The 20,802-nt window shown below is 63.2% G+C and carries 20 protein-coding genes and 1 pseudogene; 10 read left to right on the forward strand and 11 right to left on the reverse strand.

The genetic code is table 11. From position 1 onward, the window contains the following. Positions 1–37: 37 nt before the first annotated feature. From AOA14_RS16030 to AOA14_RS16045, 4 genes are read left to right on the forward strand one after another with little or no spacing between them, the layout of a single operon-like run. A complete protein-coding gene (locus tag AOA14_RS16030; protein WP_238929676.1) occupies positions 38–1,441 on the forward strand; it encodes a TolC family outer membrane protein in 1,404 nt (467 codons plus the stop codon). Beyond that, entirely contained in the window at positions 1,438–3,624 is a 2,187-nt protein-coding gene (locus AOA14_RS16035) for a type I secretion system permease/ATPase (RefSeq protein ID WP_238929677.1), read from the forward strand. The genes AOA14_RS16030 and AOA14_RS16035 overlap by 4 nt, the downstream gene beginning before the upstream one ends. Continuing rightward, on the forward strand, positions 3,621–4,682 hold the full coding sequence (locus AOA14_RS16040) for a cell wall hydrolase (protein WP_082819963.1): 1,062 nt from the start codon (positions 3,621–3,623) through the stop codon (positions 4,680–4,682). The genes AOA14_RS16035 and AOA14_RS16040 overlap by 4 nt, the downstream gene beginning before the upstream one ends. Beyond that, on the forward strand, positions 4,679–5,956 hold the full coding sequence (locus AOA14_RS16045; protein ID WP_062902508.1) for an HlyD family type I secretion periplasmic adaptor subunit: 1,278 nt from the start codon (positions 4,679–4,681) through the stop codon (positions 5,954–5,956). The genes AOA14_RS16040 and AOA14_RS16045 overlap by 4 nt, the downstream gene beginning before the upstream one ends. 102 nt (positions 5,957–6,058) lie before the next feature. Here AOA14_RS16045 and AOA14_RS16050 read toward each other — a convergent pair whose 3' ends face one another. The 3 genes and pseudogenes from AOA14_RS16050 to AOA14_RS20170 form a co-directional block, all read right to left on the reverse strand. After that, a complete protein-coding gene (locus AOA14_RS16050; protein WP_062902509.1) occupies positions 6,059–6,799 on the reverse strand; it encodes a response regulator transcription factor in 741 nt (246 codons plus the stop codon). A 520-nt stretch (positions 6,800–7,319) separates the two neighbouring features. After that, positions 7,320–8,423 (reverse strand): transglutaminase-like cysteine peptidase, encoded by a 1,104-nt coding sequence (locus AOA14_RS16055; RefSeq protein WP_062902510.1) that lies wholly within the window; start codon positions 8,421–8,423, stop codon positions 7,320–7,322. 248 nt (positions 8,424–8,671) lie between these two features. Then, positions 8,672–8,911: pseudogene (locus AOA14_RS20170) on the reverse strand (SDR family oxidoreductase); the annotation flags it as partial. 41 nt (positions 8,912–8,952) lie between these two features. Here AOA14_RS20170 and AOA14_RS16060 point away from each other — a divergent pair. From AOA14_RS16060 to AOA14_RS16070, 3 genes are all read left to right on the forward strand, one after another. Further along, complete coding sequence (locus AOA14_RS16060) at positions 8,953–9,180, forward strand: GNAT family N-acetyltransferase (RefSeq protein ID WP_062902511.1); 228 nt, start codon at positions 8,953–8,955, stop codon at positions 9,178–9,180. A 166-nt stretch (positions 9,181–9,346) separates the two neighbouring features. Further along, the gene (gene asd, locus AOA14_RS16065) at positions 9,347–10,210 is read left to right on the forward strand and encodes an archaetidylserine decarboxylase (protein WP_062902512.1); all 864 of its coding nucleotides are present in this window, start codon (positions 9,347–9,349) and stop codon (positions 10,208–10,210) included. Positions 10,211–10,405: 195 nt separating this feature from the next. Continuing rightward, positions 10,406–11,017 carry a flavodoxin family protein gene (locus AOA14_RS16070; protein ID WP_062902513.1) on the forward strand — a complete coding sequence of 204 codons (612 nt, stop codon included), beginning with the start codon at positions 10,406–10,408 and terminating at the stop codon, positions 11,015–11,017. 107 nt (positions 11,018–11,124) lie between these two features. Here the strand turns inward: AOA14_RS16070 and AOA14_RS16075 are convergent, their stop codons facing one another. Then, positions 11,125–11,613, reverse strand: coding sequence for a GFA family protein (locus tag AOA14_RS16075; protein WP_062902514.1), 489 nt, complete (start codon positions 11,611–11,613; stop codon positions 11,125–11,127). Positions 11,614–11,809: 196 nt separating this feature from the next. Between AOA14_RS16075 and AOA14_RS16080 the strand changes: the two genes are divergently transcribed. Next, a complete protein-coding gene (locus AOA14_RS16080) occupies positions 11,810–12,604 on the forward strand; it encodes a class I mannose-6-phosphate isomerase (RefSeq protein ID WP_062902515.1) in 795 nt (264 codons plus the stop codon). Between the two features lie 33 nt (positions 12,605–12,637). Here the strand turns inward: AOA14_RS16080 and AOA14_RS16085 are convergent, their stop codons facing one another. Then, a complete protein-coding gene (locus AOA14_RS16085) occupies positions 12,638–13,519 on the reverse strand; it encodes an ROK family protein (RefSeq protein ID WP_202988296.1) in 882 nt (293 codons plus the stop codon). Between the two features lie 740 nt (positions 13,520–14,259). On the opposite strand from AOA14_RS16085, the gene AOA14_RS16090 reads away from it, so the two are divergent. Both AOA14_RS16090 and AOA14_RS16095 read left to right on the forward strand, forming a co-directional pair. Next, the gene (locus AOA14_RS16090; RefSeq protein WP_062902516.1) at positions 14,260–14,769 is read left to right on the forward strand and encodes a DUF421 domain-containing protein; all 510 of its coding nucleotides are present in this window, start codon (positions 14,260–14,262) and stop codon (positions 14,767–14,769) included. Positions 14,770–14,771: 2 nt separating this feature from the next. Further along, a complete protein-coding gene (locus AOA14_RS16095; protein WP_062902517.1) occupies positions 14,772–15,149 on the forward strand; it encodes a DUF202 domain-containing protein in 378 nt (125 codons plus the stop codon). A gap of 143 nt (positions 15,150–15,292) precedes the next feature. Here the strand turns inward: AOA14_RS16095 and AOA14_RS16100 are convergent, their stop codons facing one another. The 6 genes from AOA14_RS16100 to AOA14_RS16125 all read right to left on the reverse strand — a co-directional run bounded on the left by AOA14_RS16100 (position 15,293) and on the right by AOA14_RS16125 (position 20,767). Further along, the gene (locus AOA14_RS16100) at positions 15,293–16,543 is read right to left on the reverse strand and encodes a cation:proton antiporter (RefSeq protein ID WP_062902518.1); all 1,251 of its coding nucleotides are present in this window, start codon (positions 16,541–16,543) and stop codon (positions 15,293–15,295) included. Between the two features lie 471 nt (positions 16,544–17,014). Continuing rightward, positions 17,015–17,272, reverse strand: a complete 258-nt coding sequence (locus AOA14_RS16105) for a hypothetical protein (protein ID WP_202988298.1) — start codon at positions 17,270–17,272, stop codon at positions 17,015–17,017. A gap of 200 nt (positions 17,273–17,472) precedes the next feature. Then, positions 17,473–18,453, reverse strand: coding sequence for an NAD(P)/FAD-dependent oxidoreductase (locus AOA14_RS16110; RefSeq protein ID WP_062902520.1), 981 nt, complete (start codon positions 18,451–18,453; stop codon positions 17,473–17,475). Then, positions 18,450–19,145 carry an MgtC/SapB family protein gene (locus tag AOA14_RS16115; protein WP_062902521.1) on the reverse strand — a complete coding sequence of 232 codons (696 nt, stop codon included), beginning with the start codon at positions 19,143–19,145 and terminating at the stop codon, positions 18,450–18,452. The genes AOA14_RS16110 and AOA14_RS16115 overlap by 4 nt, the downstream gene beginning before the upstream one ends. Then, positions 19,138–20,019: an NAD(P)H-hydrate dehydratase gene (locus tag AOA14_RS16120; RefSeq protein WP_238929678.1), complete on the reverse strand. Its 882-nt coding sequence runs from the start codon at positions 20,017–20,019 to the stop codon at positions 19,138–19,140. The genes AOA14_RS16115 and AOA14_RS16120 overlap by 8 nt, the downstream gene beginning before the upstream one ends. After that, positions 20,012–20,767 carry a histidine phosphatase family protein gene (locus tag AOA14_RS16125; RefSeq protein ID WP_062902523.1) on the reverse strand — a complete coding sequence of 252 codons (756 nt, stop codon included), beginning with the start codon at positions 20,765–20,767 and terminating at the stop codon, positions 20,012–20,014. Before AOA14_RS16125 ends, AOA14_RS16120 begins: the two co-directional genes overlap by 8 nt. Positions 20,768–20,802: the final 35 nt, after the last annotated feature.

Consider the following 20,802-nt stretch of genomic DNA (forward strand, 5'->3'; position numbering starts at 1 on the left):
AGAAGGATATTCGACTTCGACCGGACAATGCAGGGGAATGATGATGTCGAAATTTCGCACCGCAGCCTTGTCGCTCACCGCCGTGGCGCTTGCCACGACGCACGACGTGGGCTGGGCCCAGCGGATCGAGCTGAAGACTGCAGTCGAGACTGCGGTCCAGACCAATCCCGAAATCAACCAGGCGATCGAGAACAAGACCGCGATCGAATTTGAACGCGAGCAGGCGCAGCGCCTGTTTGCCCCGCGCATCTCGGTCGAGGGATCGGTCGGCATCCGCCGCCTTGAAAATGGCACGCGCCGCGCGCTCGGCATCGCCGATGACGTGCTTTATCCGATGGAAGGCAGCCTCAACGTCGAACAAACCTTGTTCGACGGCGGCGTGCGCCGCAACGAGGTGCGGCGCCAAGCCGCGCGTACCGACGGCGCCGCGTTCCGTGTCGAGGAACGCTCGCAGTTCATTGCGCTCCAAGTTACGCGCCAGTATCTCGACTATCTGTTGCAACAACGGATTGTCGCGGCATCCGAAGACAATATTGATTTCCACAGCAAGCTGGTGACCGACCTGCGCGAAGGCGTCGCGAAAGGCTCGCTCAGCATCGCCGACCAGCAACAGGCCGAGGAACGCCAGCAGGCCGCCCGCGCGCGGGTGACCGAAGCAAATCTTGACCTTGTCAATACCTCGGCCTCATTCCGCACCCTGACCGGCCTCGACCTTGTTGACGGTGCGGCCTTGCCGCCGTCTCTGGCAGACAGCATTCCAGCCACGCTCGAAGACGCGCTTGCCCGTGCCCGCGAACGCAACCCGCGCGTGCTTGAAGCGCAGGCGGACCTTGATGCCGCGCATTTGCTGCTGCGCAAGGCAAAGGCCGAATTATCGCCGACACTGGCGCTTGAAGGCAATGCGCGGATCGGCGACGACATCGACGGTTTCCGCGGCGAAACCAACGACCTGCGCGCCGGGGTGGTGCTGCGTTGGGATGTCTTCAACGGCGGCCTCAAGCGATCGAAGGTGCAGGAAATGCATCGGCGCGAAAAGGAAGCGCGCTATCGGGTGGATCAGATGATCCGCGAAGCCGAAGAGGATGTGCGCGTCGCGTGGAACACCTGGGATGCACAAGGCAAGCTGGTTAAAGAGCTGGAAGAGCAGAGCCGGGTTTCGGACGAATTGCTGCGCTCGTACCGCGCACAGTTCAATGTCGGTCGCCGCTCGTTGCTCGATGTTCTCGACGCGCAGAATACGCGCTACAACGTCCAGGTACGTGCCGAGACCGCGAAGTTCGCGCAATTCTATTCGGAGTTCAAACTGCTTGCGGCGCTCAACGACCTGCTTGCGGCGATGGATGTCCAGCCGCCCGCGGCGGCCGCCGCGACCGCACGCGAGCGCTTCAAGGTTCAGCCAACCCCGGAAATGAACCCCGAAGCGATGCGGGATCCCACATGAACTATCCGGCCGACGCCCGTGGGGCGCGACAGTCGCGCCGAACGTCCCCCGCAATGGGTTTCGAAGCGTGGCGCAGTACCCCGGCGCAAGGCGACGAACTGCTTGCGTCGGTGGCGGCGATTGCCGCGCTGTTCGAGCGCCCTTTTTCTGACCTGAGGGCAAAGAAGGGGCTGGCGCTCGACGACGACGGTCTACTTCCGCTCGATCAGATCGATCATGCGCTCGACGCCGTCGGCCTCCGCTGCCACTTGGTACGCCGACCGCTGTCTGCATGGAATTCGCACGACGTCCCGGCCATTCTGTTGCTAGCCGACGACCGCCCGGTGGTCCTGACCGCGATGGAGGGCAATGACTGTTGGATCCGCCTGCCAGGCGACCCAAGCGACCTTCAGATCGAATGCAGGCTGCTTAAGGCCGACTATTCGGGACGAGGGGTCATTGTGCGCCACAATCCCGCCAGCGAAGCCGTGCGCGAACGCCCGTGGGACGAGGTTACGAGACAGCACTGGTTCTGGAGCGAGGTGTGGAAAGAGCGGAGCCAATTTGGCTATGTGATGTTCGCGTCGCTGCTCATCAATCTGCTCGCTTTCGCGATGCCATTGTTCACAATGAACGTGTACGATCGCGTTATTCCAAACAAGGCGGCGGCCAGCCTGTGGACGCTGGCACTCGGCGCGTTGTTTGCCATCGCGGTCGAATATGGGCTGCGGCTGGCGCGCACCGGACTGATCGACGAGGTCGGGCGCGGGATCGATGCGCGGCTGTCGCAGCGCCTGCTCGACAAGGTTCTCAACCTGCCGATGGCGACCCAGCGCGGCAGCACCGGCGCGCTCGCGCGGCGGGTGACCGATTACGAACAGGTCCGCGATTTCTTTGCCTCGACGACCATTGTGCTGGTGACCGACATCCTGTTCCTGGTCGTGTTCGTTGCGCTCATCGCGGTGCTCGGCGGCTGGCTGGCAGTCATTCCGATGGTGGCGATGGTCGTCATGCTCGCGATGGGCTGGGTGTTGCAGCGTCGGATGAGCGCCGCCGTTGCGGACGCACAGGTCGATTCCAGCATGCTGCAGACAACGCTGGTCGAAACGATTGGAAGCCTGGAAACCGTCAAAGCCTGCCGCGCCGAGGGCCGGATGCTCGGCAAATGGCGGCGCTTGTCGGCATCGAACGCCTATACGCAGGAGGAAATGCGCAAGCTGACTGCAACCGCGGTCAACTTGGCGACACTGTGCCAGCAGGCGACTAGCGTCGCCCTGATCATTGGCGGCTTCTATCTGTTCAACGCGGGAATCATTTCGATGGGCGCGATCATCGCGATCGTAATGCTAGCCAGCCGCTCGCTCGCCCCGGTCGGCCAACTCGCCTTCCTTATGACCCGCGGACGGCAGGCGTTTGTTACGCTGAAAAGCCTGCAACAGTTGATGGATCAAGAGGACGAGCGCGACAAGGGCAGCCGATCGATCACCCCCGAAGTACGCGAGGGACGGTTGCAGCTCGACCATGTCAGCTTTCGCTACCCCGACACCGAACGGGAATCGCTGGCCGACATCAACCTGGTCATCGAGCCCGGCGAACGCGTCGGGCTGATCGGCCGCGTCGCCTCGGGTAAATCCACGCTCGGGCGCGTGCTGTGCGGCCTCTATGATCCCACCAGCGGTAGTTACCGCATCGACGGGCTGGAAAGCCGCCAATATGATCCGCACGACCTGCGTTCGACTTTGCGCTTCGTCGGCCAGGATGCCGAGCTGTTCAGCGGCACTGTGCGCGAAAACCTCTTGGTCGGCGCCAGCGAGGCCGACGACGCCAGCATCATCGATGCCGTTCGCCGGTCGGGCGCCGATGAATTTCTAGGCCGAGACACGGCGGGTTTCGATTTTCATATCGGCGAACGCGGAGCGCGCCTGTCAGGCGGTCAACGCAGCTTTCTCGTCCTTGCGCGCGCGCTGATGGGCCCGGCAAATTTGATGTTCCTCGACGAGCCGACCGGCGCGATGGACAGCCAGACCGAAAAGCATTTCGTCGACCGGCTGAAGGCGGCTATACCTGCCGACCAGACGATGATCATCGCAACCCACCGGATGACCGTGCTGGGTCTGGTCGACCGTCTCATCGTCATGGACCACGGCCGCATCGTCGCGGATGGACCGCGCGACGTAATCCTGGCGCAGCGAGCGGTATCATGACCGCTGCAACTGCCCGGCGATATGGGACCGTTGCCCGCGACGACAGCCGGCGCACCATATTGTGGCTCGTGGTCATGGCGGTGGTGGTGACCCTGCTGACCTCGCGGACGATGTGGAACCAGCTTTTCGACTTCGCAGGCAGCGATACGCCCGAGGCCGAGTACGACAGCGCCGACACCCCCGTGATCACCGACCGGGAAATTGCGCGGCTCATCAAGCTGACCGAAGAACCCGCGACGACACCGATTCTGGCACCCGATACGGCGATGACGCGCAATCAGGCAATCCCCTTTTACACCGGGCCGGTTGCATCGGCGCGACCCTTTCATCCGATAACAGTCGATCGACAGGCGGCGTTGACCGCGCTGCGCTGTCTGACCCAGGCCGTCTATTTCGAGGCGGCGTATGAGCCTATCGCGGGACGACGCGCGGTCGCGCAGGTCGTGATCAATCGTGCTCGGCACCCCGCTTTCCCCAAATCGATCTGCGGTGTGGTCTATCAGGGGGTCAACCGCCCCGTGTGCCAGTTCAGCTTCACCTGCGACGGCTCACTGAGCCGGCGGCCCGATCCAGCCAAGTGGCGAGAGGCTGAAGATGTGGCACGCGCCGCGCTAGCGGGCTATGTCGAGCGTTCGGTCGGTCATGCGACCCATTATCATGCCAATTACGTGTCGCCCTATTGGGCACCGAAGCTGGTCAAGATCGCGCAGCTGGGCGCGCATATCTTTTATCGATGGCCCGGAAAATGGGGTGCCCCTGGGGCGTTTTCGGGCCGCTACAGCGGCGTCGAAGTCATCCCGACGATATTGGCGCGCAGCGCGGTCAAACGACCGCCCGAAGCCGGCGAAGGCGGCGGGAAGATCGAGGGATCATCGGCCAGCGCGCGCGAAGCCATGCAGGACCGCCGCGCAGACAACGACGCCGGCGGCCGGCTCGACCCCGCGCTGGGCTGGCAACTAGCGATTCCCGAAGCCGAGCAGATCAGCCGCGCTTCGCGGATGATGGCGCGGCAACAGGCCGGCGAATTCGATGTCGCCATTAAGGAGAGCGGACCATGATCAGATCACGGCCCTATGTGGGCACGCGCCGGGTCATTCTGGCGTCAGGCGTCGGCATGTTCGTCTTCGTCAGCTGGGCCAGCTTTGCGCAGGTCGATGAAGTCACTCGCGGCCAAGGCCGTGTCATACCGTCGAGCAAGGCGCAGATCGTCCAGTCAGCCGAGCCGGCGACGATATTGGACATCGTGGTGCGGTCGGGGCAGCCGGTTCGCAAAGGCCAGTTGCTGGTGCGGCTCGACGATACTGAATCTTCATCACAGCGGGGCCAGATCGAGGCTGAAAATCGCTCGCTCGCCGCGCGCGCTGCACGGCTGGACCGGGAGGGCAATGGTGGCGCGGCAGCCGATTGCGCCCCGGACCGCCGCGGCATCCGCCCTGCCGAGTGCAGTCAGGAAGCCGATCTGCAATCGGTGCGCGCCGCGACCCAGCGTAGCCGCCGGATGGCATTGTCCGCAGCGGTCGAGCAGCGTCGCCGGGACTATGGCGAGGCGCAGGCGACGATTGCCTCGCTGCGGTCGAGCCTGTCGCTGGCACAAGACCAGGTCGATCTGCTCGCGCCCCTCGCAGCCAAATCGATCGTGCCGCAAACCGAATTGCTCAACGCCCAGCGCGAGGTGACCGAGGTACGCGGCAAGCTTGCTGCCGCCGAGCAAGCGGCTTCGCGCGCCGCCGCCGCGATCAGTGAGGCACAGGCACAGGTTGCCGCGGCTGGGCTGGAGTTTCGTCAGGAGGCGCTCGACGAACGCAGCCAGATCGTCGCCAAGTTGGCAGTCAATTCGGAGTCGCTTCGCGGCGCCGCGGGACGCCAGCAACGCAGCGAAATCCGCTCGCCCGCCAATGGCATCGTCAACGACGTCCAGGTAACAACGGTAGGCGGGTTCGTGCAAGCCGGGCAAAAAATCATGCAGGTCGTGCCGGTCGGCGATAAACTTCTCGTCGAGGCACGCGTCGCGCCGCGCGACATCGCCTTCATCAAGGTCAACGACCGCGCCAACGTCAAGGTCACCGCCTATGATTTTGCGATCTATGGTGGTCTGTCGGGACGCGTCGTCCAGATTTCGCCCGACAGCTTGTATGACGAGACAATGAAGGAAGCCTATTTCACAGTCGTCGTCGAAACCGACGTTGCCTATCTGAAAAGTGGCCGTCGCAAGTTACCGATCACGCCAGGGATGGTTTGCGATGTCGAGGTGCTGACGGGCAAGAAGAGTGTGCTCAGCTATTTGTTCAAGCCGTTCCTGCGTGCGCGCTCGGAGGCGTTTACCGAACGCTGACGAATGCCCGAGACAATTGCGAATGGCGGAGACAGTTGCGACAAGGGAGCTGCGGTAGCTGGCGCAATCCCCTTTTTGATATCACCGCCGAGCTCGATCGCCTCAGGCGGCGCGTCCGGGCAGCGGCGGTGGCCTAAACGGCGCGCGAACGGGTCTTACCTCGCGGAGGTTTAACTGAACCGGCTCCCCCAGGCCATTCTTGACCCCCCAGGTTGCCGCTTGGGTACGATTCTCCACCCCCAGCTTGCGCAGGATCGCCTTGACATGAACCTTGACCGTGGCCTCGCAAATGCCGAGCTGCCGAGCGATGACCTTGTTCGCCATCCCGGCCATGATGCTTTCGAGGATTTCGATCTCGCGGCCGGACAGCCCCACCGAGGCAGCGCTGCTTTTCCAGTCTCCGCCGAGCGCTGCCGGAACCCAGCTGGTCAAATTGTTGACCAGCTGTGATGGGAAAACCTTCTCGCCCAGCGCCGCCAGCTTGATCGATCCGACCAGCGGCGCGCACAGGATTTCCTTGATGATAACGGCATCGACACCAATCTGAAACGCCTCGACTACGTCCTCAAAGACATAATGGTCGAACAGTAACGCCAGGCGTGCATGGTCTTTTTTCGTGGCCAGCCGCCGACAGGCGTCGAGGCCAAAGCCGGTATCGCCGCCATCGACGACGATCACGTGAATATCGACATCATCCGCTACTCGCCCCAACGGGTCGAACAGCGCCGAAGCATCGGACACCGATGCCTGGATCTGAAAGCTTTCGCCGGAAAGGATGTTGCGTAACCCCTCCCTCGCGATCTCATATCTCGCCAATAAAGAAATCTTGATCAACTGCGACATTTCCGCCTCCGCTGAATTACCAGTCAAGGCGACCCCACCGGTCTGGGCCTCGGTCTAAACTCCAGATCCGCTTCGATATTCGTCGCGGTGGATTCCCCGCGTTAAAAAGTTAACTTTTCCATTCTGTTGCCCAAAGATTAACCGAAAGGTTATACAACTAAATGACAGAATCTACGACAATTTTGACAACTACCCACAAAGAGTGATGGTTGATTTCGCGGCAAGGTTGCTCGCGACTGAACCAGATGGCCCGAAGCGACAGTAAGTGCAGGAAACACAAAGGTTTAGGGTTCACTCGCAATGCGGCCATGTCACTAGCCTTTCGAGTGATCGGGATGGCATCACACGGCCGGGTCGCGACTACAAACCCTAACGATTCTGGTTAATGCAAAGCCCTCGGACGATCAATGTTTGGATTCTAACCCATCATAGGCGCGAATCGGCTTTGTTGCGGACTGATTGGGGCGTTTATCTTCTGGCACCCGGCGATCAAGGCGCGAACATTCTTGGGTCAAGACCATTAATTCCCGATCGAAGCGTCGAAATTGCGAAGATATCGGGGTTGGGAAGGTGCCGCGGATTGCATCGCAACCCGCAAGGCCGCGAGGGAGAAGGCCTTCGCCGACGCCTTTGGCGCCGCTGCGGCGGTCCTCACTACGCCCGCCCCAGTGTCCCGGTAGCCGTGAACCCAGCGCCGATCGCCGCTGAACGACATCATGGGGCGCATAGCGATGGCCTGTCGCCCATCCAAGATGCGGTCAGTCATGTTATCGAGCACCACCCAGCCCGCCGCCGATCGCACGAGTAATAATGCATGGTCGGAGCTGACCGCCATGTCGCGCAGCAGGACAAGCTTCATCCGGTCATCGTCGATACCGGCTGCCCGTAACATCTGCATTTTCAAGATCGCGAAATCTTCGCAATCGCCTCTGCCCCGCGCCACCGTCTCTTCAGCGGTCGCCCAAAAGTCTCGTTGCCGATAGTTACTCTCGTCGTCGGCATAGGCGATCTGGCGATTCACCCATTGATTGACACGCTCGAGCGTCGCCTCCTCGCTCAAATCTTGTGTTACCGCAGCGCGATCGAGTTGCGCCCGCATCACGCGCACGGAAGGCGCCCGGCGAACACGCAACCAGCGATCGTCAAAACGCGTTGTTTCAACAGGGATTGCGATGGTCCCAAGCTCGCTGCTGTCGTCCGCCAGCCCCCTTTCCATCGCTGCTAGCGGCGTTGTGCACTCGACGCGAATAGATACAGCATCCGCTCGATCCGCCCCGAACACAGGGTCGGCGTCCCGCGTGAGCGCGCGAACGGCGATCGAATTGCCGGGGGCAGGAACAGCGCCGAGCGTCGCCGCGGGTCGCTCCTGACTCATCCGAACGCGGCTGAGCGCGCTGGGAGCGCCGGCCTCCGACGCACGCTCGCCACCGAAATCCGGACCCGCCGGTGCCAGCAGGGCGCTCCCGCGGCAAGTGTCGGCGATCGCAAAAGCTTTGGCATTGCCAATCTTTGTCGCGGACGATTCAATTGCGGCATGCGCCGCGGCCGGCGCCATCGCCGCACATGCGGTTAACGCCAGTGCGGTTACGCTGGCGATGGTGGAAGAGCGAGACCATCCGAACATGCCGACAGCAATGCCGCAACACCGTGAGAATTCGCTTCATCATCATGGTTAACGTGGAACTTCTTTCCTAACCGGTTCCAGCGATGCACGGCTGGGAAACCGCCGGAATTAACTTGGCGCACTCCTCAACGCATTCCCGTCCCCAACATGGAAATCCGCAAAATGTTTGTCGAGGGACCAAAGGGGCCCCGTCATTGCCGTCATCCCCTCCATCTCAAAAGATGAGAAAAATTTAAGCCGCCATCATCCTATGGGTCTTGTACCACCGTGCGCCCGTGCGGATGGAGAACCTGGCCTGGCATGCAGCTGCTGTCATCGCAGGCGAGAAAGAGGAAGCTTGGCGCCACTGCATTCGGCTCGCCGGGCCGCTTCATCGGTCTGGACTCGCCAAAGCTCGCCATCTTGTCGGCTGGCGGACCGCCGCGCGGGTTGAGCGGAGTCCAGATCTGGACGGGGGCGATCGCATTTATCCTAATGCCGTTTCGGACAGATTTTCGTTCCGACGCTGCAGCACGGCTTGGTCGGCCGAGTGACCCTGCTGGTGGTCGACGGCGACTATCGCCGCCGGTGGATTGGAACGGCGCTTCTTGCCGCGGGCGAGACGGCGCTCGCCAAGGCCGGATGCGCCCTGATTGAGGTCATGAGAGACATAATGATCGACAACGCCACCAATTTCTTTCGCGCGTTGAAGTTCGAGCAGAAGAGTTTCCGGCTCGTGCGCGCGGCAGGATCGCCGCAAAAGCCCCGGCGCGGCTGAGCGCGCGCCAGCCGCCAAGTCTCAAGGCTTTCTGGGACCTTCAATCGCTCAATTCTTGCCTTACGACATCACGACACGGCATCATCGCGGGAACGAAGCGCCGAGCGCCACGTCCTTTTTCCATGCGGCCTACCGGGTCTTCGCATGATCGACCAATGGATGAGATATGTTCGAGCGCCTGAGAATCCTTGCCCAGCACGCGATACCGAAGCGGCGCCTTACCGAATTGGCCGGCCGCGTCGCCGCCTCGTCCGGCCGCCACACTCCCAGGCTTATCCGGTGGTTCGTTGCGAGATATGGCGTCGACATGAGCGAGGCCGAAAATCCGGATCTTCGCAGCTATGCAAGCTTCAACGACTTCTTCACGCGCCCGCTGAAGGCCGGCGCCCGGCCGCTCGCCGACGCCGATTTCATCTGCCCGGTCGATGGCGCCATCAGCCAGTTCGGGTCGATCGACGATCATCACATCGTCCAGGCCAAGGGCCACCGCTTCACTACCGCTGACCTGTTGGGCGGCGACAGCGCGCTCGCCGCGACCTTTCGCGACGGCAGTTTCGTAAACCTCTATCTCTCGCCGAAGGATTATCACCGACTGCACATGCCCTGCGATGGCGAGCTTACACGCATGGTCTACGTCCCCGGGGCGTTATTCTCGGTCAACCCGACCACGGCGCGCGGGGTGCCCGGTCTCTACGCGCGCAACGAGCGCGTCATATGCCTGTTCAAGTCCCCCTCCCACGGGCGCTTCGCGATGATCCTCGTGGGAGCGACCATCGTCGGCAGCATCGCGACGGTTTGGCACGGCGCGGTAAATGCGAAGCGATCCGGCGAGATATCCGAGTGGTCCTACGCCAGCTCTGAAGTCGTCCTGCGCAGAGGCGAAGAGATGGGACGCTTCCTCCTCGGCTCCACGATCGTGATGCTGTTCGAGAAGGACGCCATCGCTTTTAACCCCGAGTGGTATCCCGAGCGACCGGTGCGGCTCGGCGAACCCATGGGCAGCGCTTCTCCGGGCAACCGTAGCCTATAGCCGGCTCTTTGTCGCAAACGGCCTGCATGTGAGCAAACGGCGGCGTGCCTCTTCGATGCCGGACGAGACCGGACGAGACCCGAAGATCGCCGACGATCCGTTCCCGGCACCGAAGCGTTTCGAACCCGCCGACACGACAGGTCGGAACCTCGCCGCCGTCCCGATCATTTCGCCTCGGGGGCCCGAGGAGATGTCATGCCCGATCCGCTCACTGCCACCGCCATCAATTGCACCTTGTCGGCGAAAGGCCGCAAAAGCTCGACCGACGCCATGATCGCGGTGCTCGCCGAGCATTTCGCGAAGCAGGATGTCGTCGTGGGAAAGCCGATCCGTATCGCGGCGCATGACGTCAAATGGGGTGTCTCCTCCGACGAAGGGGACGGCGATGCGTGGCCGCAAATTCGTGAGCAGATCCTCTCGGCCGATATTCTCATCTTCGGGACGCCGATCTGGATGGGCCAGCCTTCCAGTGTTGCGAAGCTCGTCCTCGAACGTATGGACGCGTTCTTCGACGAGACGGACGAGGCGGGCCGCATGCCAAGCTATTCCAAGGTAGCGGTTGCCGCGGTCGTCGGAAATGAAGACGGCGCGCACCATGTGTGCGCAGAGCTTTTCCAGTCGCTCAACGACACCGGCTGGACAATCCCCGCGATAGCCGGCTGCTATTGGGTCGGTGAGGCGATGGGTTCCACCGACTTCAAGGACCTCGAACATCGCCCACGGATGATCACCAAGACAGCGAGCATGGTCGCGAGCAACGCCGCCCATCTCGCCCGGCTGCTGAGGCGCTCGCCCTATCCCGGCTGAACGATCAGGAAAACACCTATGGGCCGACGCGTGCGCCGCGCCTGATGCAATCGACCGATCGCACGGCCAGCTCGGCCGCCCGGACCCGCAACAGCTCCAATCCCGCGTTAGTCGACCCAAAGGCCTCGCGCCCGGTGCCATTCCTCCAGTGCCTCGTCCGGATAGTCTTCGAAGCACTGGTCTTGCGGGCGGATCAGGGGCTCGACCCACGGGGCTTTCGACCCCAGCATCATGTGCACGCTCGACGGAGCCTTAGGGAGGTCGCTGTCGATCGCCGAGGCGAAGGGATGAAAAAGGTCCGGGTACTCGGGGCTGAACACCCATAGCGCGCTGGCGCAGAGGGCGCAGAAATGGCGTTCGGCCGAACTCAGCTCGCAGCCGCCGCGCCCGTCGTCGAGGCCGGCATGAAAAACCGCCGTCTCGCCATCGACGGTCAGCGTATTCCTGTCGGCGTGGAGATTGATCGCATATCCCCCGCCGCCGGCGGTTTTCCTGCAGATCGAGCAATAGCAGCGCATGAACGGGACCGGCGCATGACTGTCGGTGGAAAAACGAACCGCTCCGCAGCGGCACGAGCCTTCGATCTTCAGGGGCATATCGATATCCTCTCGCCTCGAGAACTTGCGAAACGGGACGGGGTTGCGTTCGATTCGCGCCAACACCAGCGACCGGCGGGTTCAAGTCTATCGCGGTCCGGGTCGCGCGCGAGGGAAGCAGCGGCCCAATGTCGTTGCCCTCAGGCAAATTGCCAAGGGAGGCGCAACTGGGCCTCGTTCCGTTCGTTTGCATCGAATGACCAGACTGACGCCAATTGCAGTCGAGAAGCCTTGGGGCCGAACAAGCCTGCCGGCACCATTCGACAGGATGCGAGGCCGCCGCATTGGGGAGATATGGTTTCCGGGTCCCGAGGGGCAGCGGCTGCCGCTGCTAATCAAATATCTGTTCACGTCGGAGAAGCTCTCGGTTCAGGTGCATCCCTCGGATGCACAGGCCATCGCCCTCGGCCTCCCTGCCGGCAAGGAGGAATGTTGGTACATCCTCGACGCGAAACCCGGGGCGCGGCTCGGCATCGGCGTTCGGACGCGGCTATCGAAGGCGCGCTTGCGCGAGGCCGCGCTTTCGGGTGAGATCGAGACGCTGATGCAATGGCACCTCGCGGAGCCCGGGATGTTGTTCCATATTCCGCCGGGTACTATCCATGCCATCGGGGCGGATATCTCACTCATCGAGATCCAGCAGAACATCGACGTTACCTATCGCCTCTACGACTACGGCCGCCCGCGCGAGCTCCATCTCGCCGAGGGCGTCGATGTCGCCGACCCTTCACCCTACCCGCCGTCGCGTCAAACCTCTGTAGATCCGTCGCGCAGCGCTATCCTGCTCCACGCCGAGCACTTCACGCTCGCCCAAATTACCGGTGACGACATGTCCTTCATACCGCGTGATGCTTGTCTATACATCGCTCCGATCGAGGGTCGCATTCGCATTGGCGGAAAGGCAATCAGTGCGGGCGAATGCGCGCTGGCTGCTTCAAACGCAGAAATTGACTTGCGCGATTGCGCGCGCGCACTCGTAGCGTGGTCATGACACCCAAAGCCGGTGGTCGTTCGCTTCCGCCGGTCAACTTTCAGCCCAGGAAGCAGTCCTGCTAATTGCCAGTGCGCCAAGCAGGCCAGAGTCGTTTCCGAGCATGGGGGGAACAATGACCTTTTGCGCATCGCCAGCGAAATAGCCGTTTGATCCGGCGGACGCCTCGTCGCGAATACGCTCGATCAATCCTGGGGTCTCCATCACGCCTCCCCCAAATATGATGCGTGCAGGCTCAAGGATCGCTTGAAAAGTTGTCACCGCTTGCGCGAGGTACCAGGCGATCATCTCGTGACCGACATGATCGGACGGCAAGTGGGACAGAGAGCTCCCCCAACGCGCCTTGATCGATGGACCCGCAGCCAGTCCCTCAAGACAGTCGCCGTGAAATGGGCAGTGTCCGGTAAAATCCCTGTCGGCCGGGTGGCGCGGCATGCGAATGTGCCCCATTTCGGGGTGGCTGACGCCGCGGATTAATTGCCCGCCGACTATCGCTCCGCCGCCGATACCGGTTCCGACCGTAAGGTAGAGCGAGGATTGTGTCCCTGCGCCGGCGCCCCACATCCATTCGCTGAGCGCGGCGCCGTTGACGTCCGTATCGATCGCGACGGGACAGCCAAGCGCGCGGCCGAACGGTCCTGCCATATCGGTATTGCTCCAGCCGGACTTGGTGGTCCCGGTGATATGTCCCCATTTCGGCGATGCGGGATCGAGATCAAGCGGACCGAAGCTGGCAATCCCCGCCGCGCGATAATTGCCGCTCTGCTGCCGAAGCCACTCAATCGCCGCCGGGATCACTTCCTGCGGACAGGTGGTTTCGATGCGCGTCCGCGCCAAGATCCGACGTGAGCCATCCGCGACCCCGACGACAAATTTGGTACCTCCCGCCTCGATGAGTGCAAATTTGCCGTCCATGACCTCGGTAATCCCTCTCCCATTCTCTCGTGACCGAAACCGCGACATCGGCCCCGCCCCTCGCCAGCGCCCCGGCCGCTATCGCGGCGGCCCCTTCGGGGCAAACTACGCAGCAGCGCACGTCTCCGGCGCGCAGCACGTCCAGCATATCGCATTTTGCGTCGATCGGATAAGGCGTAAAGCAGCATTAGAAGCGCGGACTCGGCGCGACCTCCGCGGCGCCAAGCGCCGCCAGCTGTCCGACGGTGCAGCTTTCGGCCGTGACGGAGCGGTTGCGAGCGACATCTGTTCCGACAGCACCGTGACCTTGGCTTCGGAAAACGCGTCGTCGGGCCCGGAGGCAAGGATATCGTTGATGAGCTGTTTCGGGCCGTCATGCTCGACATAGGCCTCCTTCAAGAGATCGTCGTCGATCTTGCCCTTGAGCGCCGATAAAAGACCTCCTCCTCGATCTGGGCGTGGATCATGAGCTCGGTACAGATTGTGTCGGCGATTTTTGCCTTGCGGTCGGCCCCTTGCGCCTTCTCGAATTCCTCGAACAACGCTTCGACTGCGAGATGATCTGCTGCGAGGATATGGGTGGCGTGGTCGCCCCCTGCACCACGGAGCCAAGTCCAAGGCCTCGACGCGCAAAAATGTGAAACACTGCCAACACCTCGGGGCGCATCCTGGTTTTGTGGCCGACGCGAAACTCTGCCTGCCCCGGGGCATTGGGATAAAGGGGAATTGAGAGGTTTATCATGATCTTTGACACATGGGACGAGGTGTTGCGCGTCTTATTCCTGGGCGCCTCGGCTTATATCGCGCTGATTGCGATATTGCGGTTCAGCGGCAAGCGCACCTTGGCGAAGATGAGCGCGTTTGATCTTGTGGTGACCGTTGCGCTCGGTTCGACCCTCGCCACCATATTGCTAAGCCGCGACGTTGCTCTGGTGGAAGGCGTAACCGCCTTGATGACGCTGGTCGTGCTGCAATATGCGATAGCGGCTCTTGCGGTCCGCTGGCGCTTTGCCGAGCGATTGGCAAAATCGGATCCTCGGACGCTGCTCAAGGACGGCGTGATCGACACCGAAGCCTTAAAGCGCGAACGGGTCACCCGGGATGAAGTCCTTTGCGCTATACGAAGCCAAGGTTTTGGTGACATCGCGGACATTGCGTCCGTGGTACTCGAGACGGATGGTAGCTTCAGCGTCGTGTCCCGCGCGCGCGCTGGCACGCGATCCGCGCTACCAACGGCAGGAAGCCGTTAGGAATGAGCGCGCAAGAGCGAACCGACCTTGCCCAAAATCGCACCGAGCTGGCGGAAGACCGCACGGTGTTGGCGCATGAGCGGAGCTTCGCGGGATGGGTACGCACCGGGATGGCAGCGGTGGGACTTGGCCTCGGCTTCAACGCGCTCTTCAGGACGATGGAGCCCAGCTGGATGCCGAAGGCGATCGCCACGAGCTTTCTACTGACAGCCATTTATATTTTCGTTTCGGCCGAGCGGCGCGCGCGCACGATCATTGCCAAGCTGGAGCCGCATAATGTGACTGTCTTGAGGCCCATGCGCATCCGGCTACTCGCTTGGGCCTTGGCAGCGGCCAGGGCAGCTCTCGTCGCTGCGCTCTGGCTTGCCGCTCTAAAATAAAGCTCGTCGTCCCTTAGCGGATGCTCGAAATGCCCGCTCGCCAGGCCACATCTATACACTTCGCGGTTTGGCCACCGGTCGCAACCACTCTCGCGCAGACCGGCGTATTGCGACGTCGCGCTTTCTTGTACGAAGATCGTCGATCAAGCTTGTCGGCGGCGCACGATATAGTCGACGACGGGACCCGCGGTGAAGCCGTGGACGACGGTCGATAGCAGGATCGTGAGCGCGATTGTCGCCCAGATTTGCCCCTCGTTCACCAGCTCCAAGTGGCTGGCCGCAAAGGCAAGATAGTAGATCGAGCCGATGCCCCGCACTCCATAGAAAGCGATCACGAGCCGATCTGACCATGGGAGTCCGGTTCGCAGCAGGCTAATCCAGCCGGCCCCGGGGCGCACGATGAACAGCAGCGCAACCGCAATGGCCGCATGCGCCCAGTCGAGTTCGCCGAACAAGCGCGGAAAGGTAGCGCCGATGAGAATGAGGAGCATCGCGGTCAGCGCAAGTTCGATGGCTTCGTTGAAGCCGTGAAGCTCGGCGTGGAATGCGTGTTCCACTTCGACCCGGCGAAGAACGACGCCCGCGACGAAACAGGCGATGAAGCCATAGCCTTCAGCAAGCTCGGTAGCGCCGTAGCAGAGGAGCACTGCAGCGATGGCCAAAACGCCGGACGCTGTGTCGGCGAGAACATTGTCGCGCGGGATAACGAACAGCACGCGCGCCAGACCCCACCCGACCAAGGCACCGCCCGCAACGCCGACGCCGATCCGATACACAACGTCGACCAGGAGCCATTCGCCGAGCATGGCGGCCGAGAGGCCCGACGTGCCGGCGAGCAACGCAAGATAGACGAACGGGAAGGCAAGCCCGTCGTTCAGGCCCGCTTCAGTCGTGAGAGCAAAGCGCACCGGATGCTCTCCGCCCTCGGTCGGCGGCCCGACCTGAACCTCGCCCGCGAGCACAGGGTCGGTCGGCGCGAGCACCGCGCCTAGGACAAGCGCTCCCGCGAGGGTCATTCCGGCAAAGGCGAATCCCATAACGGTCACCGCGCCAATTGTTAGCGGCATCGCGATCACCAGAAGCCAGATCGTCGGCAGCCACCGCCGATAGTCGGTCACATTGTCGATTCGGATGCCGGTACCGAACAGGGCAACGACGACCGCCATCTCGCTGACCAACTCCCAAAACAGCGGCGCTTCGCGCGGATCGAGGGTCCGCGATAGATCGGGGAGTATCCAGTGGATCGCGATGCCGAACAGAATCAACAGCGCCGACGCCGCCGGCTCGCGCCCGGAGAAGAAGCGGGGAAGCCAGAATGCGGCGATAATACCCGCACCGACAAGCGCCATCGCGAGATGATAGCCGTTAGCACCAAAAAAAGGTTGCTCGTTCATTTATCCCGCGCTGGCATTGAAAGAGAACTGGAAACGATGTGCCGACCAAGACTGTTCCCTAAGATGCGGGCAATTTTTGGTCCTTGCGACCGGTTCGGCCAAACCGTCGAAAGCGTCCAGGGGGCCGTGCATGCGAGGGAAAGAATGATGTCGATCGGGGCAAGGGCCGACGACACGCCGGTCGACAGGACAGGATGGCAGCGCAGTTCATCGGTTTGGATGCGACCAGCGGAGCAAGGCACGACGCGGCGCGCGTGTCGATCTTGACGCCGAGACTTTTCCGATAAGCCTCGCATCTACTGCGCGCGGGGGCTAGGCTGGCTCAGCCCCGCCCGCGGGAAGTGCCTCTCTTGGCGCCCCTCTCTCAACACCCTTGGCTGTCCGCGTCCCTATCGCTCGTTGCCCGTGCGAGCGCGCGGCGCGACGCTCCTTCGCCCTCACCACCTTGGCGGCGCCAGATAAAGCGTGCTTTCAGCCTGCTGCCGTCGGCGGATGAAATGATGGCGGCGCGTTCGCACGATCTGGCGCGGCGCCGTGGAGCTTCCAGAGATTGGCTTCGGTCTTGCTCATCCGGACCAGGAGCTTCTCGCCATCCCACAGTTCGACTTCGCTGCTCCCACGTTCGTTGAGCGCAGCCTGAAACGCCTGATAGGGATCGTCGGCCCGGAATTCGATGCGGCGCGGGTCCGCTTCGCCGCCTTCGAGCAGCACGAGTTGGTAGTGGCGCATATCAGTTCCTTCCCGCCGTGAGCGAGCGCGACCCTGCTCCCAGCACAACGCACCGGCAAAGGAACGCGAAAATATGGAGCGCGGCAATCTGCCGAAATCAAGGGATGCGGACCATAATGGCTCCGACGTCGAGCCTCACTAGCAGATTTGGGCGGTGCTAACGAGAAATTCGTGTTGATCGAGATCAACCGGCGTAGCTTTCAGCGCTGATCTGCCATGGCATGGCCTTCGCCTTCCCGCAGCCAGTTGTGAAGCCGCGTGGCCGCAGCAGCGCCCTGGCCCGTCGCGGTGCTGATCTGGTCGAGCCCAGCGAGCACGTCGCCGGCGCCATAAACGCCGGGCATCAGCGGCTCGGCAAAAGCGTCGGCGGGAAGGCAGCGATTGGCATCGCCGTCGAGCCCCAGCCCTGCGAGCAACTCGCTGCGCGGCTCGGACCCAAGCGCGGGGTAGAGGGTGTCGAAGATCAGCGGCTCGGCCACACCGGCCAGCACGACCTCGATGCGTCCGCCGCGGTGGGCGAGACGCAGCAACTGGCGCTCCTCGATCCGGACGTCGCTTGCCGCAAGCTCGGCGCGCTGTCCGGAGGTCAGCGCAACGCGCCATTTGGGAATCAGCGTCACATCGTCGCTATATTGCTTGAGGAACATGGCCTCGGCGGCGCCGTGAAGGTCTGAGCCGAGCACCGCGATCCTGCGGCCGCGATGTTCGAACCCGTCGCAGATCGGGCAATAGCGCAGCGCGCCGGTGCGAACGGCTTCGTCATGCTCGCCCTCGGCAAGCATGGCCTCATTGGTGACGACCCCGGTCGCGAGGATCAGCCCACGCACCCTATAGCAGCCGCCGTCCGCCAATACCGCCTCGAAGAGATTGCTCTCCGGAATCCGGGCGAGCCTCTCGACCCGGGCGCGTTCGATGATCGCACCATAACGCTCCCCCTGTTCGGCGAGGCGCGCGACGAGCTCGGCCCCCGATATCCCTTCCGGAAAGCCGGGCACGTTCCAGGCCATCGGCGCGCCGAGCGCACGCGAGCGACCGTCGTGAAGCACGCGCACGCGGCGGCGGTAGCGCGCGAGATAAAGCGCCGCCGTAAGTCCCGCCGGCCCAGCGCCGATGACGAGCGCGTCGCAATCGGGTGCCGGGCGCGCGCCGCCCCCGGGCCTGGTGCCGCCCGCCGGCGTCATCCCTGCTGCGGCCTGATGCCGAAGGAGACGATGCGATCATCCTCAGTGAGCGCCGCCGCCAGCGCGTCGGCGCGCGTCTCGCGGTAGCCTGAGGCGACCGCGGTAAAACCGGGCGCGCCGCAAGCGCGGCGCTGATCGACGGTGATCGCCTTCAGCCCATGGTCGTCGAGAAGGGCTCTGACCTCGTCCGAAGCAATGCTCGTCCCCGCCCGATAGTCGAGGGTAACATGGGCGATCCGGCGCTGCGGCGCGTGGCGCTCGGTAAAACTGACCGCCGCGAGCACAAGGAAAGTCGCGGTGCCACCGAAGATCGCCAGCTCGTGGAAGCCGACCCCGAACAAAATACCGAGCGTTGCGGTCATCCAAAGCGATGCCGCGGTTGTGAGGCCGCGGACGTTGAAGCCCTCGCGAAAGATCACCCCGCCGCAAAGAAATCCGATGCCGGTGAGCACGCCATGCGCCATGCGTACCGGATCGATGCGCACGACATCGGTCGGGGTGTCGGTCAGCCATTCCATCTGGTGGACGGCGGAGAGCATCAGCAGGCAGCAGGACAGCGCAACGAGGATATGGGTACGCAGGCCCGCGGGGCTTGCGCGATATTCGCGCTCGCCGCCGATGATCGCGCCGGCGAGCACCGCGCCCACGATCGGCCAGAGCAGGTCGGGGTCGAGCAGGTCGAGTTCAGACACCGCGCATGAGTCCCGGAACCAGCGGCGGAAGTTCACGGGCGAGATAGCCGAGCGCCCCCATGGTTTCGGAGAGGCGCCGGCCCGCTTCGCCATGCAGCCAAATGCCCCATGCCGAGGCCTGCAGGGGCGAGAGACCCTGCGCGCCGAGCCCGGCGACGAGCCCCGCCAATATGTCGCCCGACCCGCTTGCCGCGAGGCCGAGCCCGCCGCCGGCATAAGCGAGGCGGCGCCCCTCCGCGACGAGATGGCTCACCGCGCCTTTCGCCATAACCGCGGCGCCGAAGCGCTCGGCGGCCGCGTTCAGCGCGGCAAGCGGGTCGGCGGCGACCACTTCCTTGTCGATGCCCAGCATAGCGGCGAGTTCTCCCTCGTGCGGCGTGAGCACCGTGTGCGCAGCGCGCGCGCGGATCGCATGGCGATGCTCGGCAGCTGCGCGCAGCGCGAGCGCGTCGAACAGCACGAACATGTCCTCGGGCAGTGACGACAGCAGGGCTCCCAATAGCGTCCGCACACTCTCGGCATCGCTCATTGCGGGACCGAAGACGATGGCGTCATGAAGTGCCATCTCGGGGAGCAGCAACTCGGTCGCTCCGGGGGCGATCTCGCCCGCGTCGGTCTCCGGCAGCGCCACCACGGCGCAAGAGGGACAGGCAATGCCGATCGGAATCACGGCCGAGGCTATCGTGCCGATAGTCACCTTGCCCGCACCAGCGCGGAAGGCGGCCTCGGCGGTGAGCAGCATGCCGCCAGGAACGCGGCGCCCGCCGCCGATGACGAGCACCCGGCCTCGGCCATTCTTGTCGACATTGTCTTGATGATCGGGGAGCGGGTTCGCCTTCAGCCAGGCGGTGTCGAGCGGGACCACCTCAGCCACGCGCGGCCACCATCGCATCGGGTTCGCGGGTGACCGGGACGTCATCCGGCGCGGTGACATTGTAACGCGAGAGAACGAGATTGCCGTCGCGGCCCGCATCGGGGTCGAACCGGTATTCGGTGATCGCGCAGTTGGCGACATCGCCCTCGCGGTCGATGGCAAGGATTTCCTCCTCACCGAGATTCTCGATAATGGTGCGCAGACAAAGCACGACCACCTGGTGGGCGACGATCATCACCCGTCGCCCGCCATAATGAAGCGAGACCGTGTCGAGCAGGGAGCGCAGCCGCAGGATGACGTCGCACCAGCTCTCGCCGCCCGGCGGGCGGTGATAGAATTTACCCAGCGCCAAGCGGAATTCGGCCTGCTCGGGGTGAACATCCTCGATCCCGAGCCGCGTGAGACCGTCGAGGATACCGAACTCTTTCTCGCGCAGCCGCTCGTCGACGCAAATTTTCTCGTCCCGCGCGCAGCCGCCAACGTTGCGGAAAATCTCGGCGGTCTGCACTGCGCGAACATATGGCGAGGCGAGCATGATTTCGGGGCGGTGATCCCTATCGCCCGCGGCGAACCAGGCACCGAGTGCGCGCGCCTGTTCCTCGCCGAGCGGCGACAGCGGGACGTCGACGTCGCGGTGGTCAAGCGCGATGCGAAGGTCCCCCGCCGCGTCGGCGGCATCGCGCGCGACGTTGCCGGCGCTCTGGCCGTGGCGTACCACCCAGAGGAGAGACGGCCAGCGCGGTGTCATCGAATAGTCTCGTTCGTCATCGAGACGCTAACGCC

This window comes from Sphingopyxis terrae subsp. terrae NBRC 15098, from assembly GCF_001610975.1.
Taxonomy (GTDB): domain Bacteria; phylum Pseudomonadota; class Alphaproteobacteria; order Sphingomonadales; family Sphingomonadaceae; genus Sphingopyxis; species Sphingopyxis terrae_A.